Source organism: Xanthomonas sp. BRIP62418, assembly GCF_003993495.1.
In the GTDB taxonomy this organism is placed as follows: Bacteria; Pseudomonadota; Gammaproteobacteria; order Xanthomonadales; family Xanthomonadaceae; genus Xanthomonas; species Xanthomonas euroxanthea.
In genome coordinates, this window is sequence record NZ_QEZG01000040.1 from 197,721 (window position 1) to 220,431 (window position 22,711).

Sequence of the window (22,711 nt, forward strand, 5' to 3'; positions counted from 1 at the left end):
CGAGCGGAGACGCATGCGCGCGGCGAGCCGCCCGCTCAGCGCAGGCGCTGCCTGAACATCCATTCCCACATCGCCGGGTCCGCGTAGGTCGCGTCCCAGGCATTGTGGTTGCCGTCCGGATATTCGCTGTAGCGCACGTTGGCGCCGATGCCCTTGGCGGCGCGGTACAGCGCACGGTCGTCATGCGGTGGCACCGAGTCGTCCTTGGCGCCATGGAACATCCAGATCGGCACGTGCCTGAGCTGGGTGACCGCAGCGGTGTACGGGTCGGCCTCCTTGGCCACCAGGCTGACGTAGAGCGTGCGACGCTCGTCGCGCGGCGCCTTGAGTGCGCCGCAGATCGGCACGATCGCGGCAAACCGCTGCGGCTGCATCAGCCCGATTTCCCAGGCGCCATAGCCGCCCATCGAGATGCCGGTGAGATAGGTGCGCTGCGGGTCGGCACCGAATTCGGCACTGGCCGCATCCAGCGCGGCGATCGCCATGCGTGCATTGATGCCCAGCCACTCCTCGTCGTCGGGCACCTGCGGCAGCACCACCAGGGCAGGGAACTCGGCGGTGTGTGCGCTCAGGTAGGGACCAACGCCGACCTCGGCCTGATCGCGTCCGTTGTCGCCGCGTTCGCCCGAGCCATGCAGGAACAGCACGATCGGGCGCGGTTGCGGCGCCGTGGAGGCCGGTACGAACACCTGATAGCGGTAGAGCCGTCCTTCCAGCTCCAGCGTGCGGGTGACGAAATGGCCGCGGCGTCCGTCGTGGTGGCGCTCAGCCATGCTGGAACAGCCGGCCAGGACCAGCGCCACAATCGCAAGAACAAGACAACGACGGATCACGCAGACCTCCTGACCAATGACAGACCCGCAGTATCGCCGCATGCAGGTGTGCTGGCATGTCGCGCTGCGGCGATTTTGCCGACTCTTCATCCGATCCTTGCCGCTGTATGCCCGGCACCACGTTCGGCGCAAGCACCGGATACGGCAGCTACGGCAGCAGGATCAGCGTCGCCAGGCCGAGGAAGCTCAGGAAGCCCATCACGTCGGTCAGCGTGGTCAGGATCACGCCACCGGCCAATGCCGGGTCGAAGCCCAGCCGCTTCAGCGTCACCGGGACCAGTACCCCGCCGAAGGCGGCGGTGAGCATGTTCAAGGTCAGCGCGGTGCCGATCACCAGCGACAGCATCGGCTGGCGGAACCACGCCAGCACGATCAGCCCCAGCCCGATCCCCAGCACCATGCCGTTGATCAGCGCGACGGTGAGTTCCTTCTTCAGCAAGGTCATCACATTGGAGGAGCCGATCTGGCCCAGCGCCAGGCCGCGGACCATCAGCGCCAGCACCTGGGTGCCGGCGTTGCCGCCCATGCCGGCAACGATCGGCATCAGCGCCGCCAGGGCCACCAGTTTGGCGATGGTGCCTTCGAATTCGCTGACGACGCTGGAGGCCAGGAACGCCGTGCACAGGTTGATGCCCAGCCAGATCAGGCGGCGGCGGAATGCGCGCCGCGCCGGGCTGAACATGTCCTCGTCCTCGTCCAGGCCGGCCGCGCTCATGGCCTGGTGCTCGGCCTGTTCGCGGATGATGTCGACCACGTCGTCGATGGTGATGCGGCCGAGCAGGATGTTGTTGTCGTCCACCACCGGCGCGGAGATCCAGTCATGGTCGGAGAAGCGCCGTGCGACCTCGTCGGAGCCATCGCCCACGTCGATCGCCGGTTGTTCGTCGTCGATCAGGCGATTGACCGGCGTGCTGTCCTCGTGCGTGACCAGCGCGGCCAGCGACACCCGGCCCAGATACTGATGGCGTCGGCTCACCACGTACAGGTGATCGGTGTGATCGGGCAGCTCGCCGCGCAGGCGCAGATAGCGCAGCACCACATCGACATTGACGTCGGCGCGCACCGTCACCACGTCCGGATTCATCAGGCGGCCGGCGGTGTCCTCCGGATACGACAGCACCTGCTCGAGCCGCTCGCGGTTCTCGCGGTCCATCGACTTGAGCACTTCGTCGATGACGGTGTCGGGCAGGTCTTCGACCAGGTTGGCCAGATCGTCGATGTCGAGGTCTTCGACCGCGGCGACGATCTCGTCGGTGTCCATGTCGGCCAGCAGGCTTTCGCGCACTTCATCGCCGACATGCAGCAGCACTTCGCCGTCGTCTTCCGGGTCGACCAGGCCCCACACCACTTCGCGCTTGCCGGGCGGCAGCGACTCCAGCAGGTTGCCGATCTCCGCCGGCGCCAGTGTATTGACCAGCCGGCGTACCGGGCCCAGGCGTCCGCTATCCAGCGCATCGGACAGCAATCGCAGCTGTCGCGCGGTCTTGTCGTGGCGGACGGCTTCGGCCATGCGCGGCTCCCTGCAAGAGTGGACACGTCCCGATGGAAGACGCGGTGCTGAGTCAGCACGGCATTATCGCTTGCGCATGGTGACGAAACATACAGTGCGAAGGGCAACGCGCAGGACCATCCCCTGCGCGATGACGCAATCGCTCAGCGCATCAGGCCCTGCGCGACATTGGCCAGCCACTTTTCGATCCCCTTGCGGTCGCGCGCGCGCAGCAGTTTTTCGCCATGCACGCGCAACTCGCCCAGGTGGATGTCGCGCACCGCACGGCGTACCTCCAGCAGCGTGGCCGGATGCAGGCTGAACTCGGTGAGCCCCAGGGCCAGCAACATCGGGACGAAGCGCGGGTCGCCGGCGATCTCGCCGCACACCGCCACCGGCTTGCCGAACGCGCGCCCGGTGGCGATCACCTGCGCGATCAGGCGCAGCACCGCCGGATGCAGCGGCGAGTACAACTCGCCCAATGCCTCGTTGTTGCGGTCCACCGCCAGCAGGTACTGCACCAGATCGTTGGTGCCGATCGACAGGAAATCGATATCGTCGATAAAGCAGTCCAGCGCCAGCGCCGCAGCCGGCACTTCGATCATTGCGCCGAGCGGAATGTGCTCGGCGATCTCGTGGCCTTGCTCGCGCAATTGCGCGGCCAGCTTCTTGATCTGCCGGCGCAGCAGCTGGACTTCCTCGCGGCCGCTGACCATCGGCACCAGGATGCGCACCGGCCCGTAGCCGGAGGCGCGCAGGATCGCGCGCAACTGCGCCTGCGCCACCGCAGGCCGGGCCAGCGACAACCGCACCCCGCGCAGACCCAGCGCCGGGTTGTCTTCGTCGCTCAAGGTCAGGCCGGTGCGGTCGGCCTTGTCGGCGCCCAGGTCCAGGGTGCGGATGGTGACCGGTCGCCCGCTCATGCCCAGCACGGTGTCGCGGTAGGTGTGGAACTGTTCCTCTTCGTCCGGCAGCTCGTTGCGCTGCAGGAACAGGAATTCGGTGCGATACAGGCCAAGGCCGCTGGCGCCGAGTGCGTGCGCCTTCGCCACGTCCTCCAGCGATTCGGCATTGGCCAGCAGCGTGATATCGACGTTGTCGCGCGTGCGCGTGGGCTTGGAGCGCAGCCGGCCCAGTTCGCGCTGTTCCTTGGCCAGCGCGCGCAGGCGCTCGCGGTAGTCGCGCAGATGCTCGGGCTTGGGATCGACGATCACCTGGCCGGAACCGGCATCGACGATCAATACATCGCCATCGTCGATCCGCTGCACCGCATCGCTTACCCCCACCACCAGCGGCAGGTGCAGGCTGCGCGCCAGGATCGCGCTATGCGACAACGCGCTGCCGGCGGTGGTGACGATGCCGACCACCCCTTGCGCCTGCAACTGCGCCAGCTCCGAGGGTGCGACGTTGTCGCAGACCAGGATCTCGCCGGCCACGCCCTTGAGGTCGGGCGCGCGCTTGTGCAGGAACGCGTGGATGCGGCCGATGACGTGATCCAGGTCGTCCATGCGGCTCTTGAGGTAGGCGTCCTCCATGCCGTCGAACACCGCTGCCAGCCGGTCGCGCTGCACGCGCAAGGCGTAGTCGGCGCTGTAGCGGTGGGTGCGGATCAACTCGTCCAGGCCTTGCAGCAGCTCCGGGTCGTCGAGCAGCAGCGCATGCAGTTCGAGGAATTCGCCGACTTCGCGCGCAAGCGCGCCATGCAGGCGGTCGCGCAGCTGCTGCATCTCGGTGCGTGCCGCCTCGATCGCCAGATGCAGGCGCTGCAGCTGCGTCTCCACCTGGCTGGCGGGCACGCGTTGTTCGGCCACTTCCAGCGTGTGGCTCTGGCGCACGCGCGCGCGTCCGAGTGCGTTTCCGCGCGAGGCGGCGTGTCCACGCAGACGCAGGCTCATGTGCGCCCCTGGCGCGGCCGCGCCCTGTCGGTCAGCCCCGCACCGACCCCGCGCATGCTCAGCTGTCCTCGTCGAAACGACGCTCGAACAGGTCCACCAGCGCCTGCAGGGCCTGCGCTTCGTCTTCGCCATCCAGCCGCACCACCACGCTGGTGCCTTGGCCTGCGGCCAGCAGCATCACGCCCATGATGCTCTTGGCGTTCACCTCGCGGCCCTTGGCCGCCAGGGTGGCGTTGCTGCGGTAGGACGACAGCGTCTGCACCAGCTTGGCGGTTGCCCGCGCATGCAGTCCGAGTCGGTTGGAAACTATGAGTTCGCGTTCAAGCATCGTCGATGATCGCTCCGTTGCGGGTGCCTGCCGCCGCGGTGGCGGGCAGCTCCTGCAATCCTTGTTCGGGGTAGTTCATCACCCGCAGCAGCATCGGCAGGCTGAGCGCGGACACCCGCCGAACCGGCGTGCCGAGCTTTGCCAACCGGCTGGCGAGATTGCTGGGGCTGGCGCCGTACAGGTCGGTCATGACCAGCACGCCATCGCCGCTGTCGACCCGTCGCATCGCCGACGAGGCCTGGGGCAGCAAGGCGTCCAGGTCTGCATCGAGCGGCACGTCGAACGCTTCGGTCTTCAGCGGCAACTGCCGCAACAGCCCCGTCGCCACGTTCAACAACGCCGCGCCGATGCCGGGATGAGTAATGAGGAGAATGCCACAGGCCATGCCGAAACGTTAACAGGTCGGCATGACCGCGCGATAGCGTCTGCCGGCACCGATGTGTTGCGAAATGAATAGCCGTTTAGGACCGCCGCAGCGTCTCGCGTGCACTGCATGCAGCAAGCGTGCCGCTGCGGCATGGCGATGATCGCGGCACCCGGAGTCTGCCAATGCGAACCGCATCACAAGCGAACGCTGCAGCGCGCACTTGCCAGGCAGTCCCCGATCAGAACGCGCAGACGAATGCACCGATCAAAAGTTTTTCCCGCAGACCCAATGCCTGCGCCACGCCGAACAATCTGCGCCCGCAGCAAAACTAAGGAAGCAGCAGTGACAAGGACGGCCTGCAGCTCCAGATGAGCCACCAAGATCAAAAGCCTCGACAGCAAGCGCGGGGCAGGGACCCGATGCCGAGGCCAACCCGCAAGGCCAAGCTTCAAAGCACAGATGTCACCGACCGTACGCACATTACAAGCCGCATGACACCGCTTTGACGATTCCCCAATCCCGATTCCCCAATCCCGGCCCTTCAATCCTGCTCGCGATGAAACGTCGCCACTTCCGGCCAGCCCTGCTCGCGCGCATGCCGCGCCATGCGCTCGGCCAGATACACCGAGCGATGCTTGCCGCCGGTGCAGCCGAAGGCGATGGTGACGTAGCTGCGGGTGTCGTTGCGCAGCCGCGGCAGCCATGTATCGAGCAGGTCCACGATCTGCGCGCTGTAGCGCACCACGTCCGGTTCCTTGTCCAGATAGTCGCGCACGCCGGCATCGCGGCCGGTCAGCGGGCGCAGCTCCGGGTCCCAATGCGGGTTGGGCAAGACGCGCGCATCGAACACGAAGTCGGCCTCGGCCGGCACGCCACGCTTGTAGGCGAACGATTCGAACAGCAGCGACAGCCGGTCGCTGGTGCCGAGCGCAAACTCGGTGACCACCCGGCGACGCAACTGGTGCACGTTGAGCGCGCTGGTGTCGATGATGGCATCGGCCTGCGCGCGCAGCGGTTCGGTCAGCTGCCGCTCGCGGGTGATCGCTTCCGGCAAGGCAAGGCCGAGATGGCTGAGCGGATGGCGGCGGCGGGTATCGGCGTAGCGCTTGATCAGCGCCTCGTCGCTGGCCTCGAAAAACAGCAGCCGTGCCTCGATGCCGTATTCCTGCGCGGCCTGGCGCCATTGCGCCAGCTGGGTCAGGTCGCTGCGGCTGCGCACATCGATGCCCACCGCCAGGCGCTGGTCGCCGAGCGGGTTGCCACGCAGGCGGCTCTTGACGAAGTCCGGCAGCAGTTCGACCGGCAGATTGTCCGAGCAGTAGTAGTCCAGGTCCTCGAAGGTCTTCAACGCGACCGATTTGCCCGAGCCGGACAGCCCGCTCACGATCATCAACGTGGAGGGCGCGGTACTCATGGTGTGCGTCGCTCCAGCAGGTTGCTGTGGCGGGCGATGAACATCGCCGCCGGGTCGATGCCCTTGGTGCGCAGGATATGCAGCCGCGTGGCCGCCTCGGTCAGCACCGCCAGGTTGCGGCCGGGCATCACCGGCAGGGTGATCAGCGGCACGTCCAGGTCCAGCACATGCCGGCTGCCGGAATCGCCGGTCAGGCGTTCGTAGCCGGACGGGGTGGGCTCGGTCATCGGGCGGGTCAGGTGCACGATCAGGCGCAGGTACTTGTTCTTCTTCACCGCGGTGTCGCCGAACATGTCGCGCACGTTCAACACGCCCAGGCCGCGCACTTCCAGCAGGTCCTGCAGCAGTTCCGGGCAGGTACCGTCGAGCACGTCGGGCGCGATCTGGGTGAACTCCGGTGCGTCGTCGGCCACCAGGCGGTGACCGCGGCTGAGCAGTTCCAGCGCCAGCTCGCTCTTGCCCGAGCCGGCCTCGCCGGTGATCAGCACGCCGATCGAATAGATCTCCATGAACACGCCGTGCAGGGTGACCCGCGGCGCCAGCGTGCGCGCCAGGTGGTAGGAGAGGTGATTGAGCAGTTCGTGGCCGCGCTTGGGCGAGATCCACAGCGGCGTGTTGGATTCGTCGGCGGCCGCGCGCAGGTCTTCCGGGCAGGACTGGTTCTTGCTGATCGCCAGCGCCAGCGGCTGTACCTGGATGATCTTCTCGATGGTCTCCCAGCGCTGGCGCGCATCCAGCGAGTCCAGCCAGGCCAGCTCTTCGGTACCCAGGATCTGCACCTTGTTGGGATAGATCACGTTGAGGTAGCCGGCCAGCGACGGGCGGCGCGCATTGTTGCTGCCGGCCTCGATCTCGCGGTGCTCGCCCTTCTGGCCGGCGACCCAGCGCAGCGCCAGCTTGTCGCGCTGCTGATCGAACAGTTCGCGTGCGGTGATGCTGGTATTCATGCGGCGCTGGCCTGTGGTGGCGGTGCGTCGGTGAGCAGCGCCATCAAGGCGTCGGCGTTGGGGGCGGCACGCAACTGCTGGCGAAACTCCGCATCGGAAAACCGTTCGGCCAGCTCCGACAGCAGCATCAGGTGCTGGTGGGTGTAGTGCGCAGGCACCGCCATCGCGAAGATCAGGTCCACCGGCTCATCGCTACCGAAGGCCACCGGCGTGTCCAAGCGCAGCAATGCGCCACGCGGCTCGGTGAGGTTGGGGCAGCGCCCGTGCGGGATGGCGATACCGTGGCCGATGGCGGTGCTGCCCAGGGCCTCGCGTTCGCACAGGTTGGCGTAGAGCTCGTCGGCACCGGCCTGGCGGCAGGACAGCAGGTCGGCGGCGGCATGCAGGACGGTGTCGCGATCGGCGGCCGGCGACACCACGGTGCGCACGGCCGCCATCAGATCGGTTAAAGGCATGAGGGCATCAAGCGGGAAGCGTCATGCGAGATTGTCGCGCACCTCGCGGGCATGGTGGTTACATTTCTTTTCCTTGTGCTTGAGCACCAGGCGGTCGAGCTTGTCGACCAGCAGGTCGATGGCCGCGTACATGGTGGAGCCGCTGGCATCTGCGTGCAGGGTACGACCGGGAAGGTTGACGGTGGCGACCACGTGATGGTCTGGCTTGCGAACGGCCAGCTGGGTCCGGACTTCACAGTGCTGGTCGAAATGGCGCTGCAGTCGCTGCAGCTTGCTTGCCACGTACTCCCGCAGCGCGGGGGTCACTTCAAGCTGGTGGCCATACGTCTCGATACGCATCGGATACCTCCATTGGTCGGGTGGGCCAATGAACCGTTCCGGTGATCCGACGAACCCGGCGCAGGCCGGCGTTGCGGTGGCTGCAACGTCAGGCGATACGGACGCGTTCGTGGGAGGCGGAAATGTTCATGGCCTCACGATACTTCGCAACGGTGCGCCGCGCCACTGGTACGCCGGAGGTTTTCAGCAGGTCGGCCAACTTGGCGTCCGACAGCGGCTTGCGCGGGTTTTCCGCCTCGATCAGGCGCCGGATCATGGCCTGGATGGCGGTGCTGGAGGCCTCGCCGCCGCTGTCGGTGTCGATGCCGGAGGCGAAGAACGAGCGCAGCGCGATGGTCCCGCGCGGGGTGCGCACGTACTTGCGGGCGATCGCACGGGAAATGGTGGATTCGTGCAGGCCGAGCTCGCCGGCGATCTCGCGCAGGGTCAGCGGGCGCAAGGCCTGCGCGCCGAATTCCAGGAACCCGGCCTGGTGCTGCAGCAGGCAGCGCACCACCCGCAGCAGGGTCTCGCCGCGCGCTTCCAGGCTCTTGAGCAGCCAGCGCGCCTCCTGCAGCTGGCCGCGCAGATAGCCGGCGTCGGATTCGCCGCAGCTGCGGATCAGGTTCTCGTAGCCGCGGTGGATGGTGACCTTGGGCTGGGCGCGACCGGCCAGCGAGGCCCGCCACACGCCACGCTGGCGCCAGATCACGCAGTCCGGCACCACATAGGTGTCCTGCGACAGGTCGCCGATCTGCTTGCCCGGGCGCGGGTCCAGCGAGCGCACCAACTGGATCGCCTGGTCGACATCGGCGGTGGAGCGCTTGAGTTCGTGCGCCAGACCGGCCACGCCGCTGCGCGGCAGGCGCTCCAGCGGGCCGGCGACGATCTGCAGCGCCAGTTCGCGCCCCGGGGTGGCCGGGTCGAGCACAGCCAGCTGCAGTGCCAGGCATTCGCCCAGGGTGCGCGCACCCACGCCGACCGGGTCGAAGCGCTGGATCTGGTGCAGCACGGTGAGCACGTCGGCCTCGTCCACTGCCGCGCCCAGCGCCAGCGTTTCCAGGATGGCCGACAGCGGTTCGCGCAGGTAGCCGTCTTCGTCCAGCGCATCGATCAGCATCGCGCCGATCTGGCGGTCGCGCGGCGACAGCGGCGACAGGTGCAGCTGCCACAGCAGGTGGTCGGCCAGCGTTTCGGCTTCTGCCACGCGCTCGGCGGCATCGCCGGATTCGTCATCGTCGAAGCTGCCGCCGCTGCCCGAACCTGTCCACTGCAGTTCGTCCTGCGACCAGTCGTCGTCGCGCTCGGCCGGCGTCGGTTCTTCGCGCGGGGTGTCGTCGGTGGAGGCGGCCGACGATGCTTCCACCGGAAGCGCGTTGGCCGCATGCGCGGCTTCGTCGGCCCATTCCAGCAGCGGATTGGTCTCCACCGCTTCGGCGATTTCCAGTTCCAGCTCGGTGGTGGACATCTGCAATAGCTTGATCGCCTGACGCAACTGCGGCGTCATGACCAACTGCTGTCCTAGCGATGTCTGGAGCCGGGCTTTCATGCGGGCACTGACTGGGAAAATCGATGGCGCGGCGACGCGCTCAAAGGCGGAAAGTTTCCCCCAGATACACGCGACGGACGTCGGGATTGGCTAGCAGCGCATCTGGTGCCCCCTGCGCCAGTACGCCCCCCTCGGCGAGAATATACGCGCGATCGCAGATTCCCAAGGTTTCGCGCACGTTGTGATCGGTGATCAGCACGCCGATGCCGCGTTCCTTGAGGTGGATGATGATGCGCTGGATCTCGCCGACCGAAATCGGGTCGACGCCGGCGAAGGGTTCGTCGAGCAGCATCATGCGCGGCTTGGCCGCCAGCGCGCGCGCGATCTCGCACCGCCGCCGCTCGCCGCCGGACAGGCTGGCGCCCAGCTGGTCGGCCACGTGGGTGATCTGCAGTTCTTCCAGCAGCGAGACCAGTTCCTTCTCGCGGCCGGCGCCATCCAGCTCTTCGCGCAGCTCCAGCACCAGGCGGATGTTGTCGGCCACGGTGAGCTTGCGGAAGATCGAGGGCTCCTGCGGCAGATAGCCGACGCCAAGCTTGGCGCGGGCATACATCGGCTCGGCGGTGAGGTCGCGGCCGTCCAGCTCGATCCGTCCGGCATCGGCCTCGACCAGGCCCACGATCATGTAGAAGCAGGTGGTCTTGCCGGCGCCGTTGGGGCCGAGCAGGCCGACCACTTCGCCGGCCTCGAGTGTGAGGCCGAATTCCTTGACCACTTCGCGCTGCTTGTACTTCTTGCGCAGACCGGTGGCGACCAGCATTACTTCTTCCCCTGCGGCTTGGCCGCGGGCTTGGCGGCCGGCGTTGCGGCCGCCGGCGCCGCGGTCTTCGGCTGGATGATGGTGCGCACGCGGCTGCCGTCGCCGCCGCTCTGCATGTTGCCGGTCTTGGTGTTGTAGACCATGCGCTGGCCGGCGTTGGTGCCCTTGGGCGAGTCGACCTTGTAGTTGCCGGTCAGCACGATGACTTCGTTGGCAACCTGGTACTCGATGTTGTCGGCCTGGCCGTTCATCATCGCGCCGTCGTCCATCTGCTGCTTCAGCGTGGCCTGCTTGCCGGTCAGCACGACGCGGTCGGTCTGACCATTCTTCTGGAAGATGTCGGCGGTGTCGGCGTGGATTTCCAGCGTGCCCTGGGTGATCACCACATTGCCGCTGAAGCGGCACTTGCCGCTGTCGTCGAGCATGTTGCAGTCGTTGGCATTGGAGTCGATCGCCATCGGCTGATTGCGGTCGCTGGTCTTGGCCATCGCAAGGGCAGGCAGCAGCAGCGCGGCAAACGCCAGCTTAGCGGGCAGCATTCGGTTCATAACGGGTCTTGACCTGGGAAAGGAGCTTGTACTGGCGTGATTTGAGATCGGCCTCGAAGCCGACCCCGCTCTGCATGATACCCGGCCGGCTCATGCTCACCGGGGCAGCGGTCTTGGCGAGATTCTGCTGCGGGAACACGTCCAGGCTCTGGGTACGGAACGTGGTCGGCGGGGTCGCGCCGCCGGTGGGGCTGTCGCCCTCGACATCGCCGCGCAGGCGCAACTCGTCGCCCTTGGGGCTGATCCAGCCGGTCTTGGAGCGCAGCGTCCACGGTTGATTGGTGTTGTCGGGCAACAGGAACACCGGGGTGGTGACCTCGGAGGTGCGATCGGCGCGGTTGCGATGCATCTCCGGCGCGCGCAGCGTCATCGATTCCTTGCCGGTTTCCTTGTCCAGCGCAATCAGTTCGAAATCGCGCAGCACGTAGTCGGCGCGCGAATCGTCCACCGCCGCCGCAACCGGGCGCGCGCGCTGCTGCCAGGCCGACCAGCCGGAGACCACCGCAGCGGCCAACAACACCACGCCCAGGGTGGTGCGCCAGTTCCAGCTCATGCGGAAAACCTTTCGATGATGCCCTCGATCTGGCCTTGTGCGGCCAGCACCACGTCGCAGACCTCGCGCGCGGCACCTTCGCCGCCACGTGCCCGGGTATGCCACTGCACGCGCTCGGCGATCCACGGGTGCGCGTTGGCGGGTGCGACCGGCAGGCCGACCGCCAGCAGGGCCGGCAGGTCGGGCAGGTCGTCGCCCATGAACAGCACCTGGTCCAGCGACAGACCGTGCTCCTGGCACAAGGCCAGCACGGCCAGGCGCTTGTTCTTGACCCCGATCTGCACGTGCAGGCCCAGATCCTGGCCGCGCTTTTCCGCCGACAGGCTGGCGCGGGCAGTGATCAGCGCGACATGGATGCCGGCATGGTCGAGCTGCTTGAGCCCCTGGCCGTCGAGCACATTGAAGGACTTGCTCTCGTTGCCGGCATGGTCGTAGTACAGGCGGCCATCGGTCAGGGTGCCGTCGACGTCGAAACAGGCCAGGCGGATACGCGCGGCGCGGTCGGTGATGTCGGCGGGCAGGTGCTGCAAAGGGGAATAGGGCATCGGCACGGATCGGTGAGAACGGGGTTCCAACGGTAGAAAACTGAACCTGTTAAACCACTTTGGCGCGCAACAGGTCGTGAATGTTCAATGCGCCGACCGCGCGCTGCTGCGCATCGACCACGATCAAACCGTTGATCTTGTAATCCTCCATCAGCCGCGCGGCTTCGGCGGCCAGCTGGTCGGCGCCGATGGTGCGCGGGTTGCGCGTCATCACCTGGGCAATGCCGGCGCTGCGCACGTCGATGTCGCTGTCCAGCGCGCGGCGCAGGTCGCCGTCGGTGAACAGGCCGATCAGGCGGTCCTGGCCATCGACCACCGCGGTCATGCCCAGGCGCTTGCGGCTCATTTCCATCAACGCCTCGCTCAGGCTGGCGTCCTCGCGCACGCGTGGCAGGTCATCACCGGCGTGCATCACGTCGGTGATGTGCAGCAGCAGGCGCCGGCCCAGGCTGCCGGCCGGATGCGAGCGCGCGAAGTCGTCGGCGGTGAAGCCGCGTGCGTCCAGCAGCGCCACCGCCAGCGCGTCGCCCATTGCCAGCGAGGCGGTGGTGCTGGAGGTGGGCGCCAGATGCAGCGGGCAGGCTTCGGCGGACACGCTCACGTCCAGGTGCACGTCGGCGGCCTGGGCCAGCGACGAGCTCGGGCGCCCGGTCATGGCAATGATCGGGTTGCCCTGGCGCTTGAGCACCGGCAGCAGCATGCGCACCTCGTCCGATTCGCCCGAATAGGACAGCGCCAGCACGATGTCGGCCTCGGTGATCATGCCCAGGTCGCCGTGCCCGGCCTCGCCCGGATGGACAAAGAACGCCGGCGTGCCGGTGGAGGCCAGGGTGGCGGCGATCTTGCGCGCGATATGCCCGGACTTGCCCATGCCAGTGGCCACCACGCGCCCGCGCGAGGCCAGCACCAGCCGGCAGGCCGCGGCGAAGTCGCTGCCGATCCGCGCGCCCACGCCGGCCAGCGCCTCGCGCTCGATCTCCAGCACGCGCTGGCCGCTGGCGACCAGGCTGGCGTCGCTGACGGTGGCGGAGGGCAGGTGCGAGACGGCCATGCGGGACTCGGGTGAAGAGTAGAATGTGCGCTCATTTTATGAGGAAACGCCCTGTGGACGCCGAAACCATCCGTAAACTCATCGAATCCGGCTTGCCCGAAGCCCGCGTCGAGGTGCACGGCGACGACGGCGTGCACTTCGAGGCGACCGTGATCAGCCCCGCATTCGCCGGCAAGGCGCCATTGGCGCGCCATCGCATGGTCTACGCGACCCTGGGCGAGCTGATGGGCGGGGCGATCCACGCGCTGCAGCTCAAGACGCTGACCCCCGACGAAGGCTGAGCGTCAGTCGATCCTGGCCGATCGGGCTGCGCCCCCGCCCCGACTGCCAAGTGCCGGCCGACTCCTGGCGACCCCTTACATTTCCCCCGACGTCCCTTTTCGGATTCCCCAAGCTCCCATGGCAAAAATCGTAGTGACCGGCGGCCAAGCGCTGCATGGTGAAGTCAATATTTCCGGCGCCAAGAACGCGGTGCTGCCGATCCTGTGCGCGACCCTGCTGGCCGATGCGCCGGTGGAGATCAGCAACGTGCCGCACCTGCACGACGTGATCACCACGGTGAAGCTGCTCAGCGAGCTGGGCGCCGAGGTGACCATCGACGAAGGCACGCTGGCCAAGGGGCGCTCGATCCTGGTCGACCCGCGCTCGGTCACCCACCAGGTCGCGCCCTATGAGCTGGTCAAGACCATGCGCGCCTCGATCCTGGTGCTGGGCCCGCTGCTGGCGCGCTACGGCACTGCCGAAGTGTCGCTGCCCGGCGGCTGCGCGATCGGCTCACGCCCGGTCGACCAGCACATCAAGGGCCTGCAGGCGCTGGGTGCGGAGATCAGCGTGGAAAACGGCTACATCAAGGCCACCAGCAATGGGCGCCTGAAGGGTGGCCGCTACGTGTTCGACATGGTCAGCGTCACCGGCACCGAGAACGTGCTGATGGCGGCCGTGCTGGCCGACGGCACCACCGTGCTGGAAAACGCGGCGATGGAGCCGGAAGTCACCGACCTGGCCGACTGCCTGATCGCGCTCGGTGCACAGATCGAGGGCGCCGGCACGCCGCGCATCGTGGTGCAGGGCGTCGAGCGCCTGGGCGGCGGGCACCATGCGGTGCTGCCGGATCGTATCGAGACCGGCACCTTCCTGGTCGCCGCGGCGATGACCGGCGGCAGCGTCACCGTGCGCCGTGCCCGTCCGGACACCCTGGACGCGGTGCTGGACAAGCTCACCGAAGCCGGCGCGACCATCACCACCACCGCCGACAGCATCACGCTGGACATGCACGGCAAGCGCCCGCGCGCGGTCAACCTGACCACCGCGCCGTATCCGGCGTTTCCCACCGACATGCAGGCGCAATTCATGGCGCTCAACTGCGTGGCCGATGGCGTGGGCGTGATCAACGAAACCATCTTCGAAAACCGCTTCATGCACGTCAACGAGCTGCTGCGCCTGGGCGCGGACATCCAGGTCGAAGGCCACACCGCGATCGTGCGCGGTGCCGAGCGTCTCAGCGGCGCGCCGGTGATGGCGACCGACCTGCGCGCCTCGGCGTCGTTGATCCTGGCCGGCCTGGTGGCCGACGGCGACACCAGCATCGACCGCATCTACCACCTGGACCGTGGCTACGAAAACATCGAGGAGAAGCTGGGGGCGCTGGGCGCGACCATCCGGCGCAGCGCATGATCCTGCGCGGGCGGTTCACCACCCGGCGCAAGATCCTGCTCGGCGTGATCGTGCTGATCCTGGCGTGGCTGGCCTACGCCTGGTCGGTCGGCATGGCGATCACCCAGGGCGTCGAGTTCAAGGACATGGACTGGAACAACGACGGCACTGCCAGCCGCGACGAGATCGCGCAGTCGTTCTATGCGGTGGCGGTGAAGAAGACCGTCGAAGGCAAGCGCCATTGCGACCTGTTCTACTGGCGCAAGAATGACCAGCAGATTCGGGTGGACTGCCGCACGGTGTTCAGCACCGGCGACGACAAGGCCGCGGCAAAGCCCTAAGGGGTGAGCGTGTCTCTGCCTGCTGCGGAGATTCCGCACCGCGCCTGATCGAAATGAAGAGCCCGGCTGGCAGCCGGGCTTTTTATTGCAGTCGGAGGGCGGCTGCCGAGCAGGTCCCACGACCTGGTAGGAGCGTGCCTGCGCGCGACGGCGCATGACCGATAACGCCCCGTCGCGCGCGGGCACGCTCCTACGATGCGTGCCTGGCGCTCAGCGCAACGCCTTGATGGTCAGGTCCAGCGCGTCCTGGCCCTTTTCCTTCTGCAGCAGGCGCGCCGGCACCGGCAGGTCCTTGACTACCCAGGCAATCAATTCCTTGTCACCGTCCACGCGCGACACCTTGGTCGCCTGTTCCTGCTTGCCGTTGACGGTGATGGTTTCCTTGCCGACCACCTTGTAGCTCATCGGCTTGATGCGGCCTTCGTCGACCATGCGGTAGTTCAGCGGCTTGCCGGCGGCCAGGTCGCGGGTGATGGCCAGGTTGATCAGCAGGGCATCCATGTCGCCGGGCTGCAACTTCACCGGGCCCCGGCGGTCCGGCTTGATGTCGCCACCCCAGGTCGCCTGGCTGGTCTTCCAGTCGTAGTTGGCCGTGACGTTGCGGCGCTTGACCATCATCGACGAGGTGTCGTTGCTGCTGACCGGGCGCAGCTGGCCGTTGCTCTCCTCGAACACCGTGCTCTGGGTCAGGTTGGCCAGCTGGTTCTGGATGGTGAGCGTGTAGCGCCACTGGTTGGCGCCGGCGGCGGCCAGGGTCATGGTGCCGTTGGCCTGCATGCCCATGTAGTTGGCCGAATAATCGGCCTGGAACGGCTGCATGGCGAACGCGGGCAGGCTGGCTACGGCCAGTGCGGCAGCGGCAATCAGCGAACAGGTGCGGGAAACGGTGTGCATGGGTCAGGCTCCTTGATATTCGACCAGGCGTAGATCGACCTGATCCTCACCTTTGTCACGTTGCAGGATGCGCACCGGCGTGGGAACCCCGTTGGCGATCCAGAGGATGGTTTCGTTGTCACCGCTGTTGACGCGGTACACGCGCAACGCGTCGTAGCTCAGGTCGCCGACCTGCACCACCTCGGTGGCATCGGCGACCTTGTAGTCGTATTTGCGCACCCGGCCGACATCCACGTAGCGATAGCTCAGGCTGCGTCCGGGTTGCGCATCGCGCATCAGCGACAGGTTCAGCGACAGCGCGCTCTGGTCGCCGCGCTGCAGCGGAATCGGCTGCTGGCGCTCCTTCTTCAGATCGCCGTCCCACCGGGCGCTGGCGGTCTGCCAGTTGTAGACGCCGGTGACCTTCTTGCCGAAGAACATCGCCTTGCGCACGGTGCTCTGGCTCAATGGCACATAGGTGTCACCATCGACGCGGAACACCGTGCTCTGTTCCAGGTTCAGACCGAGAATGCTGGCAAAGCCCTTGCGGCCGCGTACCGACATGTCGATGCGCCACTGGCTGCCCTCGCCGTCGCTGACCTGCATGGTGGCATCGCCGGCTTCCTTGCCGCGGTAGAACGCCTGGTACGTGGCCACGAAGGGCTGCAGTGGCGGCGGCATCCAGCTGCTGGCAGGCAGGGCGGCTGCAGATGCAGGCGCCGTCGGCGGCGCCGCAACCGGAGCGGCGGCAGCTGGCGCAGGCACGGCAGCGGCCTGTTGCGCACGGCCGGCACCGGCCGGAACAAGCAGGACGGCGGTCAACAGCGCGGTGGCGATCGGGAGGGGTTTCATGCGCTGAGAGCGAGGCACGGGGCCGCCAGGATGTCCGAGACAGGATGAGGAGGGCGTATCCGCATTCAGGCGAGTGCGGTGTCAGCGGACTCTAGTCGCAATGGCGTAAACAGGCACTGACCGTCGATGTGGACGCCATCGCCACGCACCTGCACACGCCCGCTGGCAAGCAGGTCCAGCGTGGCCAGCAGCAGCGGGTGTTCGCGCGCCAGCACGCGCGCGGCCAGCTGCTCGGCGCTGTCGTCGGGCAGTACCGGTACGCGCGCCTGCGCGATCACCGTGCCGGCATCCAGTTCCGGCACCACCAGATGCACGCTGGCGCCATGTTCGGCGTCGCCGGCTTCCAGTGCGCGGGCGTGGGTGTGCAGGCCGCGGTACTTGGGCAGCAGCGAGGGGTGGATATTGAGCATGCGCCCGGCAAAGCGACGCACCAGCGGCTCGCCGAGGATGCGCATGTAGCCGGCGCAGATCACCCAGTCCGGCCGCGCGGCGGCGATCGCATCGCCCAGCGCGGCGTCGAAGGCGGCACGGTCGGCGAAGTCGCGCGGGCTGGCGCTCCAGCGCAGTGCCTCATCGACCTTGTGCAGGGCCGGCGCCTGTGGGCGATCGGAAAACACGCCCACGACCTCGGCCGGCAGCCGGCCGCTGGCGATGGCATCGAGGATGGCCTGCAGGTTGCTGCCGCGGCCGGAGGCCAGCACGGCCAGGCGCAGGCTCATGCGGTGGGATTCGCTGATGTCATGGGGCAGTGCGCGTCACGCTGCAGTGGCGGTGGGAGCGAACAATGCCTTGACCTGCGGGCGCAGCAGCACCACCAGCGTAAACACGCCGACGACGGTACCGAACGGCATGAAGGAGCAGGAAATGCCGGCCACGATCAGGCACAGCAGGTGCCGTCTGCGCTGGGCAATGCAGCGGCCGGCGTAGGCCATGAACGCTGCCAGCGTCAGGCCGCAGACAATGAACACACCTGCGAACACCACGAAGAACCAGCCGAACAATCGCGGATCCATCGGTGGTGCATCCGTGCTGGCCTGTGTCATGGGCAGGTGCCCGGTGACGATCGCAATGCCCATGAACAGGTGGATCAACGGGAAAAGCGAAAACACGGCGGTGATGGCGGCCAGCACATAGTGAAAGATCGACAGCAGTTTCAGGTGCTGGAGATCGTCAGCGCTGGCCTGTGCCGGCAGTGCGTGTGGGGCAGCGTCCATGCAGGTCTCCTCGGTCAACCGATCCGCACGCGCTCATCGCCCTGCGCCGGCACCACCTGGCCGATGCGCCAGTGCGCCAGCGACTGCGCCTCCAGTGCCTGTTCCAGCGCGACGGCCTGCTCGGGTGCGGCGACCAGCACGAAGCCGATGCCGCAGTTGAAGGTGCGCCACATTTCCGCATCGGCCACCGCGCCTTCGCGCTGCAGCCAGGCGAACACCGGCGGCAGCGTCCAGGCGGTGGCGTCGATGTCCAGGCCCAGGCCGTCGGGGATCACCCGGATGATGTTTTCGGTCAGCCCGCCGCCGGTGATGTGGGCCATGGCGTGGATGCTGTCGCCATGCGACTTGAGCAGCGCCAGGATCGGCTTGACGTACAGCGCGGTCGGCGCCATCAGCGCGTCGATCAGCTTGACGCCGTCGTCCAGCACCAGCTCGGCCGGGGCGCCGGCACGCTCGTAGATCCTGCGGATCAGCGAGTAGCCATTGGAATGCGGGCCGGACGAGGCGATGCCGATCAGCACGTCGCCGGCGCGCACCTGCGCGCCGTCCAGCAGCTGCGATTTTTCCACCGCCCCGACGGTGAAGCCGGCCAGGTCGTACTCGCCCGGCGGATACATGTCGGGCATCTCGGCGGTTTCGCCGCCGATCAGGGCGCAGCCGGACAGCTCGCAGCCGCGCGCGATGCCGCCGACCACGGCCGCGGCGGTCTCCACGTCCAGCTTGCCGGTGGCGAAATAATCCAGGAAGAACAACGGCTCGGCGCCCTGCACCAGCACGTCGTTGACGCACATGCCGACCAGGTCGATGCCGATGGTGTCGTGCCGGCCCAGCTGCTGGGCCAGCTTGAGCTTGGTGCCGACGCCATCGGTGCCGGACACCAGCACCGGCTCCCGGTACTTGCCGGACAGGTCGAACAAGGCGCCAAACCCGCCCAGGCCACCCATCACCTCCGGCCGGAAGCTGCGCTTGACCAGCGGCTTGATGCGTTCGACCAACGCATTGCCGGCGTCGATGTCGACACCTGCCTCACGGTAGGTCATGGGCGAGGGATTGGAAGGCGTTGGGCTGGTCACGGGCGGGGAGGGCTCGGCTGTAAAGGCGGCGATTTTAGCAGCCACGTTGGCGCTGGCGTCCCATTCGGGCAACAATTCACCCGGATACGCTTACGTCATGGAACCGTCGATGCGCCGCAGTCTCGCTTTCTTTCTCGCCCTCGTGGTCGCCATGCCCCTCGCGCCAGCCTTTGCGCAGGCCGATCTACGCACCGAAGGCGACGTCGCCAAGGCGCAAAGCGCCTATGAGGCCGAAGTGCCGGTCAACAGCCAGAGCGAGTCCGATCGCCCCGGAGCGCTGGCGCGCGCGCTCGGTGCGGTGCTGGGCAAGGTCTCCGGCGACCGCGGGGTGATGAGCCGCCCAGGCGTCTCGCAGGCACTGCGCGGCGCGCCGGGCTATGTCGAAAACTACGATTACCGTCAGGACCAGGGCACCTCGCGCACCGGGGCGCCGACCTTCCGCACCGTGCTGGTGGCGCGCTTCCGGCAGTCGGACGTGGATGGCCTGATCGCCGCACTGGGGCTGCCGGTGTGGCCGCTACCGCGGCCCAAGCCGGTGCTGTGGCTGGCCATCGACGACGGCAGCGGCCCGCGCCTGGTCGGCGTGGCGCAGGCCAATGCCGCGCGCAGCGTGCTGGACCGGGCGATCGAGCGCGGCTACCGGCTCGGCCTGCCCGGCGGTGCCGCCGCCGAGCAGGTGCTGGCCGGCGCGATCTGGCGCAAGGACACCGCCGCGGTGGCGCGCGCATCGGCCAAGTACAGCCCGCCGATGCAGTTGATCGGCAAGCTCTACCGCAATGACGCCGGCTGGACCGCCGACTGGGTCTTCGTCGACAACGGCAACGTGCTGTCCAGCTGGACCAGCAGCGACGGCGATGCGCGTCGTGCGATGGCCGCCGGTGCCGATGGCGCGGCCGATGCCCTGGTCAAGCGTTACGCCAAGCGCGTGGATTCGGGTGTGCCCGGTGTCTACCGCGCGGTGATCACCGGGATCGGCAGCGCCGACGACTATCTGCGCGTCTCCGCCGCGCTGCAGGGCGTGTCGGTGGTGCGCAGCATCCGCCCGGTCAGCGCCAACGGCGACCGCATGGAAGTGGATCTGGAATTGCTCACGGGCATTTCCGGCCTCAACCGTATGCTCGGCGACAACAGCCCGTTGGTACCCGTGTCGGTGCCGACCGAGGGCCCGATCATTCTCGAAAACGAGCACGCCGAGTACCGCCTGAAATGACCTTGACTCCCGAAGCCGAAATCGCCCTGTTTCTGCGTCGCCTGAAATGGGTGGCGGTGACTGTCGGCGTGTTGTGGGTGGTCTCGCTGCTGTCGCCGATCCTGACGCCGTTCGTGCTGGCGTTGCTGCTGGCCTGGCTGGGCGATCCGCTGGTGGATCGCATCGAACGCGCCGGCCGCTCGCGCAATATCGCGGTGGTGTTGGTGTTCGTGCTGGCCCTGCTGCTGTTCGTGCTGGCGCTGATGATTCTGGTGCCGATGATCGAGCGCCAGATCATGACCCTGATCGACGCGCTGCCGCAGATGCGGACCTGGGCGATCAGTACCGCCATTCCGTGGCTGGAAGCCAAGACCGGCGTGGAACTGATGGGCTGGCTGGACCCGGAGCGCCTGATCGACTGGATCCGCAGTCACTGGGAACAGGCCGGCGGCGCCGCCAAGACCTTCTTCGGCTACGTGCAGCGTTCCGGCTTTGCGATGGTGACCTGGGTGATCAACCTGGCGTTGCTGCCGATCCTGGCGTTCTACTTCCTGCGCGACTGGGATCGCCTGGTCGAGCGGGTGGCCGCGGTCATTCCGCGTGCCTACATCGGTACTGTGAGCCGGCTCGCACTGGAATCCAATGACGTGCTGGGCGGCTTCATCCGCGGCCAGTTCCTGGTGATGCTGGCGCTGGGGGCGATCTACGCCGCCGGGCTGTCCATCATCGGGCTCAATCTGGGCCTGTTGATCGGCATCATCGCCGGCTTCATCAGCTTCATTCCGTATCTGGGCGCCACCACCGGCATCGTGCTCGCCCTGCTGGCGGCCGTGGTGCAGGCGCAGGGCTTCGACCTGAAGTTGCTGATCGGCGTCGGCGTGGTGTTCACCGTCGGCCAGTTGCTGGAAAGCTATGTGCTGACGCCGCGCATCGTCGGCGACAAGATCGGCCTGCATCCGGTCGCGGTGATCTTTGCGGTGATGGCGGGCGGCCAGTTGTTCGGCTTTCTCGGCATGCTGCTGGCGCTGCCGGTGGCGGCGGTGGCCAATGTGCTGCTGCGCTATGCGCATGAGCAATACACGCGCAGCGATCTGTATGCGGGCGAGCGCGCCGGCATCGTGCTGCAGTCCACGCCCGAGCGCAGCGTGATCATCGACCCAAGCAAGGACACGGATCGCTCGTGAGTGTTCCGCAGTTGCCACTGGCGTTGCGCGCGCCGCCCGATCAGCGATTCGATAGTTACATCGCCGCGCCTGATGGCCTGCTGTCGCAGCTGCAGGCATTGGCGGCCGGGCAGGTGAGCGACTGGCTGTATCTGTCCGGCCCCGCCGGCACTGGCAAGACGCATCTGGCGTTGTCGTTGTGCGCGGCCGCCGAACAGGCCGGGCGTGCCCCGGCGTACCTGCCCCTGCACGCGGCCACTGGCCGGTTGCGCGATGCGCTCGAGGCGCTGGAAGGACGCAGCCTGGTCGCACTGGACGGTGTGGAAAGCATCGCCGGGCAGCGCGACGACGAAGTGGCGCTGTTCGATTTCCACAACCGCGCGCGCGCCGCCGGCACCACCTTGCTGTACACCGCGCGGCAGACGCCCGATGGCCTGGCATTGGTATTGCCGGACCTGCGCTCGCGGCTGTCGCAGTGCATCCGCATCAGCCTGCCGGTGCTCGACGACGCCGGGCGCGCGGCCGTGTTGCGCGATCGTGCGCAACGGCGCGGGCTGGCGCTGGACGAGGCAGCAATCGACTGGCTGCTGACCCATAGCGAACGCGAACTGGCCGGACTGGTGGCGTTGCTGGACCGGCTGGATCGCGAATCGCTGGCTGCCAAGCGCCGCATCACGGTGCCGTTCCTGCGGCGGGTGCTGGAGGATCGCGGCTCTTAGAGCGGCCGATAGAATTGCTCTGCTCATTGCTTGGCAGGTGGAGGCTGCTTTGCGCTTCCCATCAGCACATCCATCCGCAGTGCCCAGGGACCTGAGGCACATCGCCTAAAGCTTGCAGAGCAGATGGTCTGTGGTTCTGTTGCAAGGCCCTTGGCCGCCCACCATCGCAGGACACGCCGCAAGTACGTCCGTGTAGGCTCCGGCGCGGCATCCATGCCGCTCAGGGTCCCGCGAGGGTGAGCGGGCAAGGACCAGTCACGTTGGTTGGTGCGCAGGGCTCTTCTCGCGGCAACCAGCAACCTGTCTAGTGCGGTGTCCTCGCCGGTTGCGGGACCGTGTAGCGGGATGGATGCCGCCACACGGTCCCCAGGAATGGGTTCACGGCGTGTCCCGCAAGCAGTAAGGGCGCCGCGCCCTCGATGCGGTGAGTTTGCTGCAGGGCCCTTGCCCGCCCACCATCGCGGGACACGCCGCAAGTACGTCCATGTAGGCTCCGGCGCGGCATCCATGCCGCTCAGGGTCCCGCGACGGCGGGCGGGCAAGGACCCGTCGAGAGGGTTGGTGCGCATGGATAACAGCAGG

The 22,711-nt window shown here is 67.4% G+C and carries 26 protein-coding genes; 6 read left to right on the forward strand and 20 right to left on the reverse strand.

Features of this window, described 5'->3' with window-relative positions:
* Positions 1-35 precede the first annotated feature (35 nt).
* The 15 genes from EO174_RS13795 to EO174_RS13865 form a co-directional block, all read right to left on the reverse strand.
* A complete protein-coding gene (locus EO174_RS13795) occupies positions 36-875 on the reverse strand; it encodes a prolyl oligopeptidase family serine peptidase (RefSeq protein ID WP_164740204.1) in 840 nt (279 codons plus the stop codon).
* A gap of 106 nt (positions 876-981) precedes the next feature.
* Positions 982-2,343: a magnesium transporter gene (gene mgtE, locus EO174_RS13800; RefSeq protein WP_104583046.1), complete on the reverse strand. Its 1,362-nt coding sequence runs from the start codon at positions 2,341-2,343 to the stop codon at positions 982-984.
* Between the two features lie 143 nt (positions 2,344-2,486).
* Positions 2,487-4,217, reverse strand: coding sequence for a phosphoenolpyruvate--protein phosphotransferase (gene ptsP / locus EO174_RS13805; RefSeq protein WP_104583047.1), 1,731 nt, complete (start codon positions 4,215-4,217; stop codon positions 2,487-2,489).
* Positions 4,218-4,275: 58 nt separating this feature from the next.
* Positions 4,276-4,545 carry an HPr family phosphocarrier protein gene (locus tag EO174_RS13810; protein ID WP_016904613.1) on the reverse strand — a complete coding sequence of 90 codons (270 nt, stop codon included), beginning with the start codon at positions 4,543-4,545 and terminating at the stop codon, positions 4,276-4,278.
* Complete coding sequence (locus tag EO174_RS13815) at positions 4,538-4,930, reverse strand: PTS sugar transporter subunit IIA (protein WP_016904612.1); 393 nt, start codon at positions 4,928-4,930, stop codon at positions 4,538-4,540. The genes EO174_RS13810 and EO174_RS13815 overlap by 8 nt, the downstream gene beginning before the upstream one ends.
* Positions 4,931-5,453: 523 nt before the next feature.
* On the reverse strand, positions 5,454-6,326 hold the full coding sequence (rapZ, locus tag EO174_RS13820) for an RNase adapter RapZ (protein WP_164739153.1): 873 nt from the start codon (positions 6,324-6,326) through the stop codon (positions 5,454-5,456).
* Entirely contained in the window at positions 6,323-7,273 is a 951-nt protein-coding gene (gene hprK, locus EO174_RS13825; RefSeq protein ID WP_016904610.1) for an HPr(Ser) kinase/phosphatase, read from the reverse strand. The genes rapZ and hprK overlap by 4 nt, the downstream gene beginning before the upstream one ends.
* On the reverse strand, positions 7,270-7,728 hold the full coding sequence (locus tag EO174_RS13830) for a PTS sugar transporter subunit IIA (protein ID WP_104583048.1): 459 nt from the start codon (positions 7,726-7,728) through the stop codon (positions 7,270-7,272). Before EO174_RS13830 ends, hprK begins: the two co-directional genes overlap by 4 nt.
* Positions 7,729-7,749: 21 nt before the next feature.
* Positions 7,750-8,067 carry a ribosome-associated translation inhibitor RaiA gene (gene raiA, locus EO174_RS13835; protein ID WP_006451270.1) on the reverse strand — a complete coding sequence of 106 codons (318 nt, stop codon included), beginning with the start codon at positions 8,065-8,067 and terminating at the stop codon, positions 7,750-7,752.
* A gap of 88 nt (positions 8,068-8,155) precedes the next feature.
* A complete protein-coding gene (locus EO174_RS13840) occupies positions 8,156-9,595 on the reverse strand; it encodes an RNA polymerase factor sigma-54 (protein ID WP_126945079.1) in 1,440 nt (479 codons plus the stop codon).
* Positions 9,596-9,635: 40 nt separating this feature from the next.
* A complete protein-coding gene (gene lptB, locus EO174_RS13845; RefSeq protein ID WP_016904606.1) occupies positions 9,636-10,355 on the reverse strand; it encodes an LPS export ABC transporter ATP-binding protein in 720 nt (239 codons plus the stop codon).
* On the reverse strand, positions 10,355-10,903 hold the full coding sequence (gene lptA / locus EO174_RS13850) for a lipopolysaccharide transport periplasmic protein LptA (RefSeq protein ID WP_104583050.1): 549 nt from the start codon (positions 10,901-10,903) through the stop codon (positions 10,355-10,357). The genes lptB and lptA overlap by 1 nt, the downstream gene beginning before the upstream one ends.
* Complete coding sequence (lptC, locus tag EO174_RS13855) at positions 10,881-11,456, reverse strand: LPS export ABC transporter periplasmic protein LptC (RefSeq protein ID WP_104583051.1); 576 nt, start codon at positions 11,454-11,456, stop codon at positions 10,881-10,883. The genes lptA and lptC overlap by 23 nt, the downstream gene beginning before the upstream one ends.
* Entirely contained in the window at positions 11,453-12,001 is a 549-nt protein-coding gene (locus EO174_RS13860; RefSeq protein ID WP_104583052.1) for an HAD hydrolase family protein, read from the reverse strand. The genes lptC and EO174_RS13860 overlap by 4 nt, the downstream gene beginning before the upstream one ends.
* A gap of 49 nt (positions 12,002-12,050) precedes the next feature.
* The gene (locus EO174_RS13865; protein WP_104648157.1) at positions 12,051-13,052 is read right to left on the reverse strand and encodes a KpsF/GutQ family sugar-phosphate isomerase; all 1,002 of its coding nucleotides are present in this window, start codon (positions 13,050-13,052) and stop codon (positions 12,051-12,053) included.
* A gap of 53 nt (positions 13,053-13,105) precedes the next feature.
* On the opposite strand from EO174_RS13865, the gene EO174_RS13870 reads away from it, so the two are divergent.
* From EO174_RS13870 to EO174_RS13880, 3 genes are all read left to right on the forward strand, one after another.
* On the forward strand, positions 13,106-13,333 hold the full coding sequence (locus EO174_RS13870; RefSeq protein ID WP_104543115.1) for a BolA family protein: 228 nt from the start codon (positions 13,106-13,108) through the stop codon (positions 13,331-13,333).
* Between the two features lie 118 nt (positions 13,334-13,451).
* A complete protein-coding gene (gene murA / locus EO174_RS13875; RefSeq protein WP_104583054.1) occupies positions 13,452-14,726 on the forward strand; it encodes a UDP-N-acetylglucosamine 1-carboxyvinyltransferase in 1,275 nt (424 codons plus the stop codon).
* The gene (locus EO174_RS13880; RefSeq protein WP_104583055.1) at positions 14,723-15,046 is read left to right on the forward strand and encodes a hypothetical protein; all 324 of its coding nucleotides are present in this window, start codon (positions 14,723-14,725) and stop codon (positions 15,044-15,046) included. Before murA ends, EO174_RS13880 begins: the two co-directional genes overlap by 4 nt.
* 210 nt (positions 15,047-15,256) lie before the next feature.
* On the opposite strand, the gene EO174_RS13885 is transcribed toward EO174_RS13880, so the two are convergent.
* From EO174_RS13885 to purM, 5 genes are all read right to left on the reverse strand, one after another.
* Complete coding sequence (locus EO174_RS13885) at positions 15,257-15,940, reverse strand: DUF3108 domain-containing protein (protein ID WP_115677656.1); 684 nt, start codon at positions 15,938-15,940, stop codon at positions 15,257-15,259.
* A 3-nt stretch (positions 15,941-15,943) separates the two neighbouring features.
* On the reverse strand, positions 15,944-16,771 hold the full coding sequence (locus tag EO174_RS13890) for a DUF3108 domain-containing protein (protein ID WP_126945082.1): 828 nt from the start codon (positions 16,769-16,771) through the stop codon (positions 15,944-15,946).
* A 65-nt stretch (positions 16,772-16,836) separates the two neighbouring features.
* On the reverse strand, positions 16,837-17,490 hold the full coding sequence (purN, locus tag EO174_RS13895; protein WP_126945085.1) for a phosphoribosylglycinamide formyltransferase: 654 nt from the start codon (positions 17,488-17,490) through the stop codon (positions 16,837-16,839).
* Positions 17,491-17,526: 36 nt separating this feature from the next.
* Positions 17,527-17,985, reverse strand: coding sequence for a hypothetical protein (locus EO174_RS13900; RefSeq protein ID WP_126945088.1), 459 nt, complete (start codon positions 17,983-17,985; stop codon positions 17,527-17,529).
* 14 nt (positions 17,986-17,999) lie between these two features.
* A complete protein-coding gene (gene purM / locus EO174_RS13905) occupies positions 18,000-19,133 on the reverse strand; it encodes a phosphoribosylformylglycinamidine cyclo-ligase (RefSeq protein ID WP_206515071.1) in 1,134 nt (377 codons plus the stop codon).
* Between the two features lie 22 nt (positions 19,134-19,155).
* On the opposite strand from purM, the gene EO174_RS13910 reads away from it, so the two are divergent.
* The 3 genes from EO174_RS13910 to hda are packed head-to-tail and all read left to right on the forward strand — an operon-like array spanning position 19,156 to position 22,129.
* Positions 19,156-20,268 carry a DUF2066 domain-containing protein gene (locus EO174_RS13910; protein ID WP_164739151.1) on the forward strand — a complete coding sequence of 371 codons (1,113 nt, stop codon included), beginning with the start codon at positions 19,156-19,158 and terminating at the stop codon, positions 20,266-20,268.
* Positions 20,265-21,431 (forward strand): AI-2E family transporter, encoded by a 1,167-nt coding sequence (locus tag EO174_RS13915; protein ID WP_104583061.1) that lies wholly within the window; start codon positions 20,265-20,267, stop codon positions 21,429-21,431. Before EO174_RS13910 ends, EO174_RS13915 begins: the two co-directional genes overlap by 4 nt.
* Positions 21,428-22,129, forward strand: coding sequence for a DnaA regulatory inactivator Hda (gene hda, locus EO174_RS13920; protein ID WP_119131193.1), 702 nt, complete (start codon positions 21,428-21,430; stop codon positions 22,127-22,129). The genes EO174_RS13915 and hda overlap by 4 nt, the downstream gene beginning before the upstream one ends.
* The last annotated feature ends 582 nt before the right edge of the window (positions 22,130-22,711 follow it).

What these genes read in the sequence shown, in the direction of transcription:
- EO174_RS13915 (WP_104583061.1), top strand. Translation starts at nt 20,265, where the DNA reads ATGACCTTGACTCCCGAAGCCGAAATCGCCCTGTTTCTGCGTCGCCTG.
- lptA (WP_104583050.1), bottom strand. Translation starts at nt 10,903, where the DNA reads ATGAACCGAATGCTGCCCGCTAAGCTGGCGTTTGCCGCGCTGCTGCTG.
- EO174_RS13830 (WP_104583048.1), bottom strand. Translation starts at nt 7,728, where the DNA reads ATGCCTTTAACCGATCTGATGGCGGCCGTGCGCACCGTGGTGTCGCCG.
- lptB (WP_016904606.1), bottom strand. Translation starts at nt 10,355, where the DNA reads ATGCTGGTCGCCACCGGTCTGCGCAAGAAGTACAAGCAGCGCGAAGTG.
- EO174_RS13910 (WP_164739151.1), top strand. Translation starts at nt 19,156, where the DNA reads ATGGAACCGTCGATGCGCCGCAGTCTCGCTTTCTTTCTCGCCCTCGTG.
- EO174_RS13885 (WP_115677656.1), bottom strand. Translation starts at nt 15,940, where the DNA reads ATGCACACCGTTTCCCGCACCTGTTCGCTGATTGCCGCTGCCGCACTG.
- EO174_RS13865 (WP_104648157.1), bottom strand. Translation starts at nt 13,052, where the DNA reads ATGGCCGTCTCGCACCTGCCCTCCGCCACCGTCAGCGACGCCAGCCTG.
- purN (WP_126945085.1), bottom strand. Translation starts at nt 17,490, where the DNA reads ATGAGCCTGCGCCTGGCCGTGCTGGCCTCCGGCCGCGGCAGCAACCTG.
- EO174_RS13900 (WP_126945088.1), bottom strand. Translation starts at nt 17,985, where the DNA reads ATGGACGCTGCCCCACACGCACTGCCGGCACAGGCCAGCGCTGACGAT.
- EO174_RS13890 (WP_126945082.1), bottom strand. Translation starts at nt 16,771, where the DNA reads ATGAAACCCCTCCCGATCGCCACCGCGCTGTTGACCGCCGTCCTGCTT.
- mgtE (WP_104583046.1), bottom strand. Translation starts at nt 2,343, where the DNA reads ATGGCCGAAGCCGTCCGCCACGACAAGACCGCGCGACAGCTGCGATTG.
- EO174_RS13880 (WP_104583055.1), top strand. Translation starts at nt 14,723, where the DNA reads ATGATCCTGCGCGGGCGGTTCACCACCCGGCGCAAGATCCTGCTCGGC.
- raiA (WP_006451270.1), bottom strand. Translation starts at nt 8,067, where the DNA reads ATGCGTATCGAGACGTATGGCCACCAGCTTGAAGTGACCCCCGCGCTG.
- EO174_RS13795 (WP_164740204.1), bottom strand. Translation starts at nt 875, where the DNA reads ATGCGGCGATACTGCGGGTCTGTCATTGGTCAGGAGGTCTGCGTGATC.
- rapZ (WP_164739153.1), bottom strand. Translation starts at nt 6,326, where the DNA reads ATGAGTACCGCGCCCTCCACGTTGATGATCGTGAGCGGGCTGTCCGGC.
- EO174_RS13860 (WP_104583052.1), bottom strand. Translation starts at nt 12,001, where the DNA reads ATGCCCTATTCCCCTTTGCAGCACCTGCCCGCCGACATCACCGACCGC.
- EO174_RS13840 (WP_126945079.1), bottom strand. Translation starts at nt 9,595, where the DNA reads ATGAAAGCCCGGCTCCAGACATCGCTAGGACAGCAGTTGGTCATGACG.
- ptsP (WP_104583047.1), bottom strand. Translation starts at nt 4,217, where the DNA reads ATGAGCCTGCGTCTGCGTGGACACGCCGCCTCGCGCGGAAACGCACTC.
- EO174_RS13815 (WP_016904612.1), bottom strand. Translation starts at nt 4,930, where the DNA reads ATGGCCTGTGGCATTCTCCTCATTACTCATCCCGGCATCGGCGCGGCG.
- hprK (WP_016904610.1), bottom strand. Translation starts at nt 7,273, where the DNA reads ATGAATACCAGCATCACCGCACGCGAACTGTTCGATCAGCAGCGCGAC.
- EO174_RS13810 (WP_016904613.1), bottom strand. Translation starts at nt 4,545, where the DNA reads ATGCTTGAACGCGAACTCATAGTTTCCAACCGACTCGGACTGCATGCG.
- lptC (WP_104583051.1), bottom strand. Translation starts at nt 11,456, where the DNA reads ATGAGCTGGAACTGGCGCACCACCCTGGGCGTGGTGTTGTTGGCCGCT.
- murA (WP_104583054.1), top strand. Translation starts at nt 13,452, where the DNA reads ATGGCAAAAATCGTAGTGACCGGCGGCCAAGCGCTGCATGGTGAAGTC.